The 12,647-nt window shown below is 43.4% G+C and carries 13 protein-coding genes; 4 read left to right on the top strand and 9 right to left on the bottom strand.

Annotated features, from left to right (window positions below; translation table 11 throughout):
* Positions 1-47: 47 nt before the first annotated feature.
* Positions 48-290, bottom strand: coding sequence for a cell division protein ZapB (zapB, locus tag NDJ01_RS08670; RefSeq protein WP_005379536.1), 243 nt, complete (start codon positions 288-290; stop codon positions 48-50).
* A gap of 347 nt (positions 291-637) precedes the next feature.
* Here zapB and glpX point away from each other — a divergent pair, with 347 nt between their 5' ends.
* The 3 genes from glpX to NDJ01_RS08655 all read left to right on the top strand — a co-directional run bounded on the left by glpX (position 638) and on the right by NDJ01_RS08655 (position 3,163).
* Complete coding sequence (gene glpX, locus NDJ01_RS08665; protein ID WP_005383180.1) at positions 638-1,645, top strand: class II fructose-bisphosphatase; 1,008 nt, start codon at positions 638-640, stop codon at positions 1,643-1,645.
* A 386-nt stretch (positions 1,646-2,031) separates the two neighbouring features.
* On the top strand, positions 2,032-2,652 hold the full coding sequence (locus NDJ01_RS08660; RefSeq protein WP_134647687.1) for a metalloregulator ArsR/SmtB family transcription factor: 621 nt from the start codon (positions 2,032-2,034) through the stop codon (positions 2,650-2,652).
* A gap of 160 nt (positions 2,653-2,812) precedes the next feature.
* Positions 2,813-3,163: a DUF3135 domain-containing protein gene (locus tag NDJ01_RS08655; RefSeq protein ID WP_048626578.1), complete on the top strand. Its 351-nt coding sequence runs from the start codon at positions 2,813-2,815 to the stop codon at positions 3,161-3,163.
* Here NDJ01_RS08655 and NDJ01_RS08650 read toward each other — a convergent pair.
* The 3 genes from NDJ01_RS08650 to NDJ01_RS08640 form a co-directional block, all read right to left on the bottom strand.
* Positions 3,157-3,423 (bottom strand): GIY-YIG nuclease family protein, encoded by a 267-nt coding sequence (locus NDJ01_RS08650; protein WP_374044950.1) that lies wholly within the window; start codon positions 3,421-3,423, stop codon positions 3,157-3,159. The two genes, NDJ01_RS08655 and NDJ01_RS08650, sit on opposite strands and share 7 nt — an antisense overlap.
* Positions 3,424-3,991: 568 nt before the next feature.
* Positions 3,992-4,414: a DUF805 domain-containing protein gene (locus tag NDJ01_RS08645; RefSeq protein WP_258586585.1), complete on the bottom strand. Its 423-nt coding sequence runs from the start codon at positions 4,412-4,414 to the stop codon at positions 3,992-3,994.
* 216 nt (positions 4,415-4,630) lie between these two features.
* The gene (locus tag NDJ01_RS08640; RefSeq protein WP_005397960.1) at positions 4,631-4,978 is read right to left on the bottom strand and encodes a 5-carboxymethyl-2-hydroxymuconate Delta-isomerase; all 348 of its coding nucleotides are present in this window, start codon (positions 4,976-4,978) and stop codon (positions 4,631-4,633) included.
* A 269-nt stretch (positions 4,979-5,247) separates the two neighbouring features.
* Here NDJ01_RS08640 and tpiA point away from each other — a divergent pair, with 269 nt between their 5' ends.
* Positions 5,248-6,018, top strand: coding sequence for a triose-phosphate isomerase (tpiA, locus tag NDJ01_RS08635; protein ID WP_031420070.1), 771 nt, complete (start codon positions 5,248-5,250; stop codon positions 6,016-6,018).
* A 100-nt stretch (positions 6,019-6,118) separates the two neighbouring features.
* Here the strand turns inward: tpiA and galU are convergent, their stop codons facing one another.
* The 5 genes from galU to NDJ01_RS08610 form a co-directional block, all read right to left on the bottom strand.
* Positions 6,119-6,997 carry a UTP--glucose-1-phosphate uridylyltransferase GalU gene (gene galU / locus NDJ01_RS08630; RefSeq protein ID WP_005397961.1) on the bottom strand — a complete coding sequence of 293 codons (879 nt, stop codon included), beginning with the start codon at positions 6,995-6,997 and terminating at the stop codon, positions 6,119-6,121.
* 68 nt (positions 6,998-7,065) lie between these two features.
* Entirely contained in the window at positions 7,066-8,232 is a 1,167-nt protein-coding gene (locus NDJ01_RS08625; protein WP_258586584.1) for a nucleotide sugar dehydrogenase, read from the bottom strand.
* Between the two features lie 97 nt (positions 8,233-8,329).
* Positions 8,330-10,435, bottom strand: coding sequence for a YjbH domain-containing protein (locus NDJ01_RS08620; protein WP_258586583.1), 2,106 nt, complete (start codon positions 10,433-10,435; stop codon positions 8,330-8,332).
* A gap of 24 nt (positions 10,436-10,459) precedes the next feature.
* Complete coding sequence (locus tag NDJ01_RS08615) at positions 10,460-11,611, bottom strand: glycosyltransferase family 4 protein (protein ID WP_258586582.1); 1,152 nt, start codon at positions 11,609-11,611, stop codon at positions 10,460-10,462.
* A gap of 8 nt (positions 11,612-11,619) precedes the next feature.
* A complete protein-coding gene (locus NDJ01_RS08610) occupies positions 11,620-12,627 on the bottom strand; it encodes an NAD-dependent epimerase (protein ID WP_005384851.1) in 1,008 nt (335 codons plus the stop codon).
* Between the last annotated feature and the right edge of the window lie 20 nt (positions 12,628-12,647).

Here is a 12,647-nt window from a genome sequence, read left to right as displayed (position 1 = left end):
ACACCCGCTTAACGCGGGTGTTTTTAATTTGGAATGAAGAAGCCGAATTATTCCACTTCGTCCATTTTGCCAAGTAGTGCACGAATGCGCTCTTGCCATTGCGCGTGCTCTTGTTGTGCTTGCTGTGCTTTTTGCTCTAGCTCTTCACGTTGAGAGCGAAGCTCGTTCGCTTCTTCCGCAAGTTTTGCTTTATCTTCTTTCAGCTCTTCGACTTCCATCTGAAGAAGAGTGATTGTGTCAACTGCAGTTTGAATTTTAGATTCTAGTTGTTCTAGTACTTCAAAAGACATCTTGGCCTACCTATGTTATTCCGTTGGGACGATGTGCGAGATTGATGCACACCTAACCTATATAAGGTTCATTCTACTCAGCGTCGCGATGAGAAACACTCACTATATTCGATATTTCGCATCATTCGGTCAAAAAATCGGCGCAATCTCACTAAACGCTGACTTTTCTTATCGCCGAAGCATTTTTGAGCAAGGATTTTGCCTCCCGCCACGCTGAAAATCGACCTAAGTATTGATCAAATTCAAGTTAGATAAAGTAAAAGCTCCGCAAAAGGCAAACGTTTACCCTACGTTGTGATAGAATCGCCGCGCAAATTCTTCTTCCCTCTTGCTTACTTGGAGACATCATGAAACGTGATTTAGCAATGGCATTTTCCCGTGTGACTGAAGGTGCAGCTTTGGCTGGTTACAAATGGCTTGGCCGTGGCGATAAAAATGCAGCCGATGGCGCAGCTGTTGAAGTTATGCGCACCCTACTGAACAAAACAGATATCAGTGGTGAAATTGTCATTGGTGAGGGTGAAATCGATGATGCGCCAATGCTATACATTGGTGAGCAAGTGGGTATTGGTGGTGATGAAGTAGATATTGCTGTCGACCCGATTGAAGGGACTCGCATGACGGCAATGGGGCAATCTAACGCACTAGCCGTACTTGCCGCAGGTGAGAAAGGCAGCTTTCTTAAAGCGCCAGATATGTACATGGAAAAACTGGTTGTTGGCCCTGGTGCAAAAGGCGTAATTGATTTAGAAAAGCCGTTAAAAGAGAACCTAGAGAACGTAGCAAAAGCCCTGAACAAACCACTTGATACCTTAGTCGTTATTACCCTTGCGAAACCTCGCCACGATGACGTTATTGCAGAAATGCAAGCAATGGGCGTACGTGTCTTTGCGGTGCCTGATGGTGACGTGGCTGCCTCTATTCTGACTTGTATGCCAGACAGTGAAGTGGACATGATGTACTGTATTGGCGGCGCGCCAGAAGGGGTAGTATCAGCAGCGGTAATTCGAGCGCTAGACGGTGACATGCACGGTCGTCTACTTCCTCGTCATGAAGTAAAAGGCGATACTGAAGAAAACCGCATTTACGGCGCAGACGAACTAAAACGCTGCGATGAAATGGGCGTAAAAGCGAATGTTGTCCTCAAAATGGAAGACATGGCCCGTAGCGACAATGTGGTATTCTCAGCAACAGGCATTACTAAAGGTGACTTGCTAGAAGGCATCTCTCGCCAAGGCAATATCGCAACCACAGAAACGCTTCTCGTGCGTGGTCGATGCCGTACTATTCGTCGTATTAAGTCGACTCACTACCTAGATCGTAAAGATCCAGAAGTGCGTGATATTATTCTTTAAGCATTTCTCGAGGCTCTCGCTCAATCTGAGTGTGAGCCTTTCTTTCCGCACAACCAAGCAATAGATTCTGAATCACACTCGTTCCTCGTTATTCAGAATGACGGCTACCATAGCAAGCTCAAAATCAAAAGAGCTCGTCATTCTAGCAAGCTCCAGCGAGACTAAAAAATCCAGTAACAGCAAACTCCTATTATTTCCCTCTCACCTTAACCCCTACACAGCCGGACGATAGATTCTGAATCACCTCGTTCCTCGCTGTTCAGAATGACGACGTATATTGGCTCATATGAACATAGCCCCTACAAATCCCCACTCAAACTAAGTCAACACTTTTCTTTACTAACCCTATCGCGCATAATATGTACTGACGTATAAATGGTGGGTATATGAAGACCGTAGATAGGATATTGCAAATCGTTAAGCGTGATGGTTCCGTCACTGCAAAACAACTCTCTTCTGAGCTGGGTATGACAACCATGGGGGCACGTCAGCACCTTCAGAGTTTAGAAGATGATGGCATCCTGTCTATTCATGACGTAAAAGTCAAAGTGGGTCGCCCCGCTCGTCATTGGTCTCTCACTCAAAAAGGTCATGAGCAATTTGCTGACCGTCACGGTGAGTTGACCATTCAGTTTATAGAAGCTGTCGAACATATCTTTGGCAAAGATGGACTGGAAAAAGTCACATCAGAAAGGGAAAAACTCACATTACAAAGTTATCGTCAGCATCTTGAGCAATGTAACTCTCTGCAAAGCAAACTAGAAACTCTTGTGACACTAAGAGAACAAGAAGGTTATATGGCCGAGCTTGAGCAAGATGAGAACGGATTTATCTTGATCGAAAATCACTGCCCGATTTGTAAAGCCGCAACTCGCTGCCCAAGCTTGTGCCAATCAGAATTAAGTGTCTTTCAGTCTTTACTTGGACGTGACACCAAAGTAGAGCGTACCGAACACATCATTAGCGGCCAAAGACGCTGCGTTTACCGCATCCAACAACTGCAGTAACCACCACAAACAAACATCGACATGCCGCACTTATTCAATCTCAAGCTTGAAAGCTTCTCTTATAAGTGAGACGGCTGAAGAATTCATCCTCTCACCTCTTTCTAGTGGTATAGGCTTTTAGTAACTAAAGGCAATTTCCATAAGGATTTGGAGAGCATCGATGTCTACTCTACGTCACTACCCTTCTCAAACGCTTCCGCCATTCGATGAAATGGTTCGAATGGCTGAGCGAGACCCAGAAGCTTTTGAGCAATTTCGTCATGAAATGGCAAAAGAGATGATCGAAAGTGCATCAGAAAACATGCAAGAAAGACTGTGGGCTCAGCAAAGCCACATCGATAGAGTCATCAGCACGTGTAAAAACCCTCATCACACCAATGTGGTATTGATGAACGAATTACAAAAACAGGTCGTGAAGTTCAGAGCGGCACTACAAGGGGAGACGGCACCGACTCAAAAAGCGGATGTGGTTAGTTTAGAGGCATTTAAAGGTAGGGATGATTTTTACTGATACTCAGTAGATAGATCGAGAAAGTTAGGGTTCGTTTCTCTTACCAGGTCTAACTTCCACTCACGCTTCCACTGCGTGAGCTGCTTCTCTCGGGTTATGGCAGTTGCCATATCTTCGAATAACTCAAAGTAAACGAGCTTATGAACGTTGTATTTCTTGGTAAATCCCTCAACTACTCCGTTTTTATGCTGCCATATTCTTTGAGGCAGCTGACTGGTAACACCAATGTAAAGAACGGCGTTGTTGTTTGACGTTAGGATATAAACGCAAGGTATCCTATTGATGATTCATTCTCCTTTATGATTCGCTGTTACTTTTCCATTGTAATTCAATCGCTCAGTTCAAACTCGGAGCGCTCTGTGCGTAGATTCTGAATCACACTCGTCCCTCGCTGTTCAGAATGACGGTTCTATTTAATAAGAGAAAGTCGCCATTCTAGCGAGCTCAAGCGAGACTAAGAATCGAGTAGCAACAAACTCCTGTTCTTTCCCACTCACCTTAGCCACTGCTCAAGCGGACGATAGATTCTGAATCATGCTCGTCCCTCACTGTTCAGAATTACGGTTAAAATAGCAAGCTCTAGATCAAAAAAGCTCGTCATTCTAGCGAGATCCAGCGAGACTAAGAATCAAGTAACAGCAAACTCCTATTCTTTCCCTCTCACCTTAGCCACTGCTCAAGCGGACGATAGATTCTGAATCATGCTCGTCCCCCCACTGTTCAGAATGACGGTGGCTTTAACAAGCTCTAGAGTATAGAAGTTCGTCATTCTAGCGAGCCTCAGCGAGACTAAGAATCTACTTTCAGCGAGCACGTTACTTAAAGCGATTACTCCGGCTCAGGGCCATATTGGTTTGGTCCTGATGTTCCTTTTAATAAGCCACATTCAATTAGAATCCATAAACCACAAATCAGAGAAATGGATGCAACGAACATTTGCGGTGTCGACGGCTCTTGTGCAACAGGGCTAGTCATTGGCGTAGCGATTCGTCCGATAATCAGCGGAATATTCAGTGCTAGCCAATAGATTGATTTGTTGCGGTCATGCCAACGCTTGGTGGTGATCGCCAAATCAGGGATTAACAAAATCACCAAGAAAATAGGGAGAAGTAAATAGGAGAAAGTAGGAAATAGCTTACTGATTCCAGCACCAAAACCTAGAATAGAGGCATAGTAAATGACGTTCCAAATCCAGTAGGTTTTACGGTTTATACGTCCTTGAAAAGAAAACAGTAACTCTTTAGTCGACATCAAATTTTACCCCAAAATAGAAAGGTTATAGATTAGCCGAGTCGATATGGTTTGGAAAGTACACCTGCAGTGTAAGCGCCAATAGTGCCGTTATAACAAGCAGAGCGAGACTAAGCTCAAGCAACGATAAACGCTCGATAAGGCCTATTAGCTTTCAGTACCCTGCATCTAACGATACTTAACCCTGCTCACTGCTCTCAAGAAACTCGGTTCAACCTAATTCACTACCTTCTGGAAGCTGTCTACGTCCATGTCTCGGATATTGACCGTTAAGCTGTGCACGTGACTGGCTTGCTCTTGAAGTGTCGCCATCAAGGCTCGTGACAGCTCTCGCTTTTGTTCTTGGGAGCGGCCAGATAGCAAATCAAAGTTGATATGGATAAAGTCGAGGCTATCGCCCTCTTCCCCAATTAACCAATTGTGGCACCTGAGCGTTCTAGATTTCACTGACGCGAGTTCAAAAAGGCCACTCTCTAACGCCGTTTTATGTAAATCCTCCAGCAACCCCTGAACATTGACACGTTCTTCCACCGAGTTTGAATACTCTAAAACGAGATTTGGCATTTTGATTCCTTTCTACAACTATTAATTCCAGCGCGTAGTAATACCAATCTCAGCAGCAATTTCCGAGGAATGAACTATCATTCTGTCTACGTGATCACCAATCGATTGCTTTTGACAAAAATAACAGGATCGATGCTTGGTCGAATCAGTAAAGAAAGCCGGACAAGACATGACGCCAATCATGATCTGTTCACATTATTCTGTTATATTCCTACGTAGATTTTTTACATTAATTGACTATTTACATTAAAGATAAGGGAGATATTCCTATGCGTCGTCCTGTAGTGATGGGTAACTGGAAACTAAACGGCAGCAAAGCAATGGTAACTGAGCTGCTAACTGGTCTTAACGCTGAGCTTGAAGGCCTTGAAGGTGTTGACGTAGCAGTCGCTCCACCAGCACTTTACATCGACCTAGCAGAGCGCGTAATCGCTGAAGGCGGTAACAAGATCATCCTAGGTGCTCAAAACACTGACCTAAACAACAGCGGTGCGTTCACTGGCGATATGTCTCCAGAAATGCTGAAAGATTTCGGTGCTACTCACATCATCATCGGTCACTCAGAGCGTCGTGAATACCACAACGAATCTGACGAGTTTATCGCTAAGAAATTCAACTTCCTAAAAGAAAACGGCCTAACACCTGTTTTCTGTATCGGTGAATCTGAAGCGCAAAACGAAGCGGGCGAAACTGAAGCTGTATGTGCACGTCAAATCAACGCAGTGATCGACACTTACGGTGTTGAAGCTCTAAACGGCGCAATCATCGCTTACGAACCAATCTGGGCTATCGGTACTGGTAAAGCAGCAACAGCTGAAGATGCACAACGCATCCACGCTTCTATCCGTGCACTAATCGCAGCGAAAGACGAAGCAGTTGCAGCACAAGTAATCATCCAATACGGTGGTTCTGTTAAGCCAGAAAACGCTGAAGCTTACTTCTCACAACCAGACATCGACGGCGCTCTAGTTGGCGGTGCCTCACTGGACGCGAAAAGCTTCGCAGCAATCGCAAAAGCAGCGGCGAAAGCAAAAGCTTAATCTCGTTTTTACTGAGAGTAGAAATAACAAAGGGATGCATCATGCATCCCTTTTTGTTTGCGTGTTATCCACTTGGAATACACCGATAGGAAGTTCTGAATTATGCTGGCTCGGCAATTTTCACGGTTGGTTTTTTCGCGAGCTCCGCACTGGAATCCTTCTTATAAAGGTTCTCATAGCAGTAATTTGTTGCTTCAATGTAGCCTTCTACGCTACCGCAATCAAAGCGCTGACCTTTAAATTTGTATGCCAAAACACAACCAGATTGAGCTTGTTGCATCAACGCATCGGTGATTTGAATCTCACCACCTTTACCCGGCTCTGTATTTTCAATCAGCTCAAAGATATCAGGGGTCAGAATGTAGCGACCAATAATCGCTAGATTGCTAGGTGCAGTACCTGGCTCTGGCTTTTCAACCATGTTATCAATGCGGAAGATATCATCTTTGATCATCTCGCCAGCAATCACACCGTATTTATGCGTTTCTGATTCCGGCACTTCTTGTACCGCAACGATTGAACAGCGGAACTGTTTGTACAGCTCAACCATTTGCGCTAGAACGCCTTTGTCCTCATTCACACAAAGGTCATCCGCAAGCACTACAGCAAACGGTTCATCACCGACCAATTCACGTCCCGTAAGAATAGCGTGACCTAAGCCTTTCATTTCACGCTGACGGATGTAAGTGTAACTCGCAGAATCAATCAAAGAACGAATATCATCAAGCAGCGCTTCTTTACTTGTACCGCTAATTTGATGCTCTAGCTCGTAGTTTTTATCAAAGTGATCCATTAACGAGTGCTTACCACGACCAGTGACGATGCACATACCGTCCATACCGGCTTCAATCGCTTCTTCAACACCGTATTCAATCAATGGCTTGTTCACCACTGGCATCATTTCTTTCGGCATCGACTTAGTTGCAGGAAGGAAACGTGTACCGTAACCCGCAGCAGGGAATAAACATTTTTTAATCATAACCATTACCAACTAAAAGAAAGGCTCCCTTAAGGGAGCCTATTATATTATTTGAATATAAAGACTAATTAATCACTACCGAACAGGTCGCGGGTGTAAACTTTATTAGCCACATCAGCTAGTTCTTCCACCATGCGGTTAGAAACAATGACATCTGACATTTGTTTGAATTCTTCAATATCGCGGATAACAGCAGAGTGGAAGAACTCATCTTCCTTAAGTACTGGCTCATACACCACGACTTCGATGCCTTTTGCCTTAATGCGCTTCATAATGCCTTGAATAGACGAAGCGCGGAAGTTATCTGAACCAGCTTTCATAATTAAGCGGTAAATACCCACGACTTTTGGTTCTCGCTTGAGAATAGACTCTGCGACAAAATCTTTACGAGTGCGGTTCGCATCAACGATTGCACCAATAATGTTATTAGGAACTTCTTGGTAGTTTGCTAACAATTGCTTTGTATCTTTTGGTAAGCAGTAACCACCATAACCGAATGACGGATTGTTGTAGTGATTGCCAATACGAGGGTCTAAGCCAACACCTTCAATAATTTGGCGAGCATCAAGATTGTGTGCTTCAGCATACGAATCTAGCTCATTAAAATAGGCTACGCGCATCGCAAGATATGTGTTTGAGAACAACTTAACCGCTTCGGCTTCTGTAGAGTCAGTAAACAGAACCGAGATGTCTTCTTTTACCGCGCCTTCAACCAAAAGGTTAGCGAACTTCTCTGCACGTTCGCTGCGTTCACCAACGATTATGCGAGACGGGTGGAGGTTATCGTAAAGTGCTTTACCTTCACGAAGAAACTCTGGAGAGAACATAACATTCTGACAACCGAGCTCCTCTTTAATACGCGCAGTATAACCCACAGGTACAGTCGACTTAATCACCATAACCGCATCTGGATTAATTGCCATCACATCTTTAATCACTGCTTCAACTGAAGAGGTGTTAAAGTAGTTCGTTTGAGGGTCATAATCCGTTGGTGTGGCAATAACAACAAACTCTGCGTCTTTGTAAGCTCGCTCTTTATCTAGCGTCGCGACAAAGTTGAGTTCTTTGTTTGCAAGGAAATGTTCGATTTCCGCATCAACAATTGGAGATTTCTTGTCATTCAACAAGTCCACTTTTTCTTGGATAATATCAACCGCCACAACCTCATGGTTTTGTGACAATAACATGGCATTGGACAAACCGACGTAGCCCGTGCCTGCTACAGCAATTTTCATTTTTATTTCCTATTATTTAACTGACGCTAGCATATCAAAACACCGACACTCTCGGTAGAGTGCGGCGATTAACTAAAAGCCTAACTAGCAACACAACTTAATTCAATTGAGTACCCAAGTAACGCAAATAAGCATTGCGAATGCGAAGCTTGTTCTGCTCAAAGTACTCTTGACCATAACGGCCTCGGTTAAAGTAGCGGCGAAGCATACTATTATCCATCACGAGTTCATCACCCTGGCCTGCTGCCAAATAGTTTGTATCGTTGCCAACTCGTGTCGTAACGTTGAAATCATAAGCCTCGTTACCACGAACTTGTATCACTCCCGGTGACATATCACGCCATGGCGTTAATGGCAGCTTTACTGACACAGTGACAAACTGCTCTTCGTCTGTATCATTAAACTTTGTCACCTGATAACTTGCCGATACTTCTATGTCCTCAAACCAATGTGAGGTCGTGAATTTTGCGCCGACATCCCCCTTCCAAAACTCTCCAGCAGTCGCATTAAACTGCCAATCCCACTCCGGCATAGAGAATGTATAACGAGTTAAAAAGGTTTGGCGGTCTGGGTTCGCATAACCATTTTTGTCTTTTTCGTCTTGATGTTGGAAGTAGCTCATCTCTAGTCCCAACTCATGGTTGCCTGACTCAGAGAACCAAGCTGATTCGCTGCGCGCACCGATATAATCCGACTTAACCAAGCCTAGAGAGACCTGGTTAGCAATATCGACATATGGTAAACGGAAGAACTGATGCACCATTGCACGATCAATCTCGTTCTCGTACGCGCTGTCTTCGAAATACCCACCTTCTTCAAAATCGTCACTTTCTGCTAAAGGTAAAATATGACGAACATCAATTGCCGCGCCAGACCATAGGTAGGTGTATAAGTTGCTAGACATAGCAAAAGAGTAATCATACACACCGTACTCGGTTGCAAAACCATGCCTTACCATAGGAGAAAGCACGATCTGCGAATCTAAAGTGCCTGAATTAACTCGCTCCGTTTTCCAATCAACCATGTCTAATCTTTCCAGTAAATCGCGCGTGATAAACTGAATGTCATCACAAGCTGCGCTACCATTGACAAAACTTTGGTAACAGTTAGCGTCAGACAAAACGCTGACCACTGGTTTTTGGTTGGCAAGCATCACAAGTTCAAATTGATCCGATGCAGCGCCAATATCTTGCGCCGCATTTTGACCTAAATGACTCGACACAATACCCAGAGCCACACCTAGTCCGTCAACTTGATTATGGTTGTAGCGACGGTTCTCTAAAGCCACCACAACTTTGTGATTTGACAAGCCGACTTGAACGTTAACGAAGCCTTCATTTTTTAACGCACTAACCAAAGAGGAAATTGACGCTTGTTGCGCTTTGTTTTGCTCAACGACTAAACGATCCATTAACGTCATATTATTCTTCGCGTAGTCGCGAGAGCGAGAGTATTCCGTTATCAATGGCATCGAGAGTGCAGCACTCCAAACGCTCGAACCATCCGATTCATGACCAGAATAAATCTGGTAGCTTAATGAGGCGGTTATATCATTAGGCAGTAAATTATCGGGAGTAAACACTTTTACAGAAGAGTTGAATTCTACTGAATCATATTCGCCAACTAGTTGAATAAAGTCAAAAGGTTGGTATTCAAAACCACCAAAAGGGCCATCCAGAACACCTATCAAACGCTCTTCTGACTGACCGAAACCAGCAGAAACCCTTAAGGGAAGTGCATTAAACGTATAATCAGCGACGGCAAAATTAGTCATGAGCTTATTTGCAGCCCCACCGACATCTTGCATACCCAAAGCAAAATCTAAGTTCTCATTCCCCCAAAAATTGGGAACCTGATACTTCAGTGATAATGATAAATCTCGAATACCGCCACAGCCTGTTTTAAAACAGTTAGAGTTATAATCATAAGTAACGATACTACCGTGAGCCTCTAACCCTTCAATGAGGCCGAAAGATACTTTGATAGAATCTAAACCTTGCACCTCGTCAAGCCAAGGGCGCCCTTGGGCAAAAGATACACCAAAGTCGCCATACTCTTTCACTTGAGCATTAGGGTTAAAAACCAGTCCACTAAAGCTTTGGTTAGAATTTAGCGTCTGCAATTCGTTTGCCGCGACGCCACAACTAAAAGCCAACGATAGGGCAATTATCGTTACTTCATCCACTGAAATCTTTTTGATCATAACTCTTTATTTTATTTAGTTTTGCTAACTGGCACTGAGGCCTTCTGCTTGAGTTTTTTCTTTTTGAAAGCAATCTTCCACTGCGTCCAAGTATTTTTGTATGACTAACTGCTCATCAAACTCTCGTTCAACTTTTTGACGACTGAATTGTCCCATTGTTAACCTTTCTTGATGAGTGAGGTTGATCACCAAATCCAGTTTTTCAATCAAACTCTCTGTCGAGCGAGGAGCACATAAATAACCATTGACTCCATCGTCAACCGTTTCACGACAACCAACATTGTCGGTTGTTACTATGGGTTTCCCCATTGCCGCAGCTTCAAGTAACGATTTAGGAACTCCCTCTCGATAGAATGAAGGAAGCACCATGCAATCTACCTTCGCAATCTCCTCTTCTACACAATCAGAAGTGCCAAGATAACTTACAATGCCTTCATCAACCCACTTTTGCATATCGCTACTAGAGACAGCTGAAGGGTTATTAACATCAAGAAAACCTAGTAATCGAAATTCAACCTTATCACCATGCTTAGACTTCAATGCACGGGCCGCTTCAACGTAGTGACCAATGCCTTTGTCGTACAACATTCTGGCAATCAATAAAAAGCGAATTACACCGTCATCATTTGCAGGGCTAACTTGAAAACGGTTGAGATCAGCTCCCGAACCGGGTAGACGATCAACAAGATACGATGGCGCTAACCGGTTCTCCAAAAACAACGTTTTATCGTCTTCATTTTGAAAGAAGATCTTACTTGCTTTAGATTGGCTCATTTTATACAGCAATCTGGCAATCTTAGACGTAAGGCCTTCATTAATAAAGACCATACCTAAGCCGGCAATATTATTGACCGACTTAGAGCCAACAAAATGCCCAGCTAACGTACCGTAGATATTATTCTTTGGAGTAAAGTTCAGTACCACATCGGGTTTGACGCTCTTAAAGATTTTGATCAATGAGAAAAACGTACCAATATCTTTAACAGGGTTTGTACCCCCTTGGTCAATGTTGATATGACAAAAGCTTGCTCCAAGTGATTCAAGCTTCGGTGAATAATCATCTTTAGGGGCTATAGCTACAACCTGATAACCTGCGTCCAACAACGCCGTAATCGTGTTTCTTCTGAAATTATATAAATACCAACTTGTATTTGCTGAAATCGCAACCGTTTTCATCTAACTACCTAAACCTTATAAAACTCGCGATACCAATCAACTAAAGCTTGAACGCCTTGTTTAAGACCAACTTGAGGTTTATAGCCAGTCGCTTCGAATAAATCAGAAGTATCAGCATAAGTCTTATACACATCACCAGGCTGCATCTCGCGGAAATTCTTTTTCGCTTCAATACCAAGCGCAGATTCGATTTCCGTGATGAAGTCCATAAGGTTAACTGGACTACCGTGACCGATATTGTAAACAGAGTATGGAGCTGAACTAGAAGCAGGCGTACCGGATTCAACGGTCCAGTCGTCATTTCTTTGAGGGATAACCTCAGAAATACGTACAATACCTTCAACAATGTCGTCAATGTAAGTGAAGTCTCGCCACATATCGCCATTATTGTTTATATCAATTGTATCGCCCTCTAATATCTTCTTAGTGAAAATAAAAGGTGCCATGTCAGGACGACCCCATGGACCGTAAACGGTGAAGAACCGCAATCCAGTCGTCGGTAAGTCATACAAATGAGAATATGAATGTGCCATTAACTCATTTGATTTCTTCGTCGCTGCATACAAAGAAACTGGATGGTCAACCGTATCACTTGTTTCAAAAGGTGTTTTTTGATTCAAGCCATAAACAGAAGATGACGATGCGTAAACTAAATGCTTAACTTTTGAATGTCGGCAACCCTCTAGGATGTTTAGGTGACCAACTAAGTTAGAATCCGCATAGGCCATCGGGTTTTCTATAGAGTATCTCACACCAGCTTGAGCTGCTAAGTGGATAACACAATCAAACTGGTTGTTAGCGAAGAAATCAGCTACAGCTTGTCTATCCGAGAGATCCATCTTTACAAATTCGAATCGCTCACTATTGTTGATCGTCAGTAGTCGAGCTTCTTTAAGATTAACATCATAGTAGTCATTAATATTATCTACACCAACAACACTCGCACCTTTACTCAAAAGTACTTCAATGGTTTTAGCGCCAATAAAACCCGCTGCGCCAGTTACTAAATATTTCAATGTTATTCTCCAAATAAAAT

Source organism: Vibrio sp. HS-50-1, from assembly GCF_024747315.1.
In the GTDB taxonomy this organism is placed as follows: Bacteria; Pseudomonadota; Gammaproteobacteria; order Enterobacterales; family Vibrionaceae; genus Vibrio; species Vibrio diabolicus.
Note: the sequence above shows the minus strand (reverse complement) of the source record. Positions and strands in the feature narration are given on the sequence as shown.

Bases quoted from the DNA above. Each gene is read 5' to 3' on its own strand.
- NDJ01_RS08625 (WP_258586584.1), bottom strand. From the start codon at position 8,232: ATGAAAATTGCTGTAGCAGGCACGGGCTACGTCGGTTTGTCCAATGCC.
- NDJ01_RS08620 (WP_258586583.1), bottom strand. From the start codon at position 10,435: ATGATCAAAAAGATTTCAGTGGATGAAGTAACGATAATTGCCCTATCG.
- galU (WP_005397961.1), bottom strand. From the start codon at position 6,997: ATGATTAAAAAATGTTTATTCCCTGCTGCGGGTTACGGTACACGTTTC.
- NDJ01_RS08640 (WP_005397960.1), bottom strand. From the start codon at position 4,978: ATGCCAAATCTCGTTTTAGAGTATTCAAACTCGGTGGAAGAACGTGTC.
- zapB (WP_005379536.1), bottom strand. From the start codon at position 290: ATGTCTTTTGAAGTACTAGAACAACTAGAATCTAAAATTCAAACTGCA.
- NDJ01_RS08615 (WP_258586582.1), bottom strand. From the start codon at position 11,611: ATGAAAACGGTTGCGATTTCAGCAAATACAAGTTGGTATTTATATAAT.
- glpX (WP_005383180.1), top strand. From the start codon at position 638: ATGAAACGTGATTTAGCAATGGCATTTTCCCGTGTGACTGAAGGTGCA.
- NDJ01_RS08655 (WP_048626578.1), top strand. From the start codon at position 2,813: ATGTCTACTCTACGTCACTACCCTTCTCAAACGCTTCCGCCATTCGAT.
- tpiA (WP_031420070.1), top strand. From the start codon at position 5,248: ATGCGTCGTCCTGTAGTGATGGGTAACTGGAAACTAAACGGCAGCAAA.
- NDJ01_RS08660 (WP_134647687.1), top strand. From the start codon at position 2,032: ATGAAGACCGTAGATAGGATATTGCAAATCGTTAAGCGTGATGGTTCC.
- NDJ01_RS08645 (WP_258586585.1), bottom strand. From the start codon at position 4,414: ATGTCGACTAAAGAGTTACTGTTTTCTTTTCAAGGACGTATAAACCGT.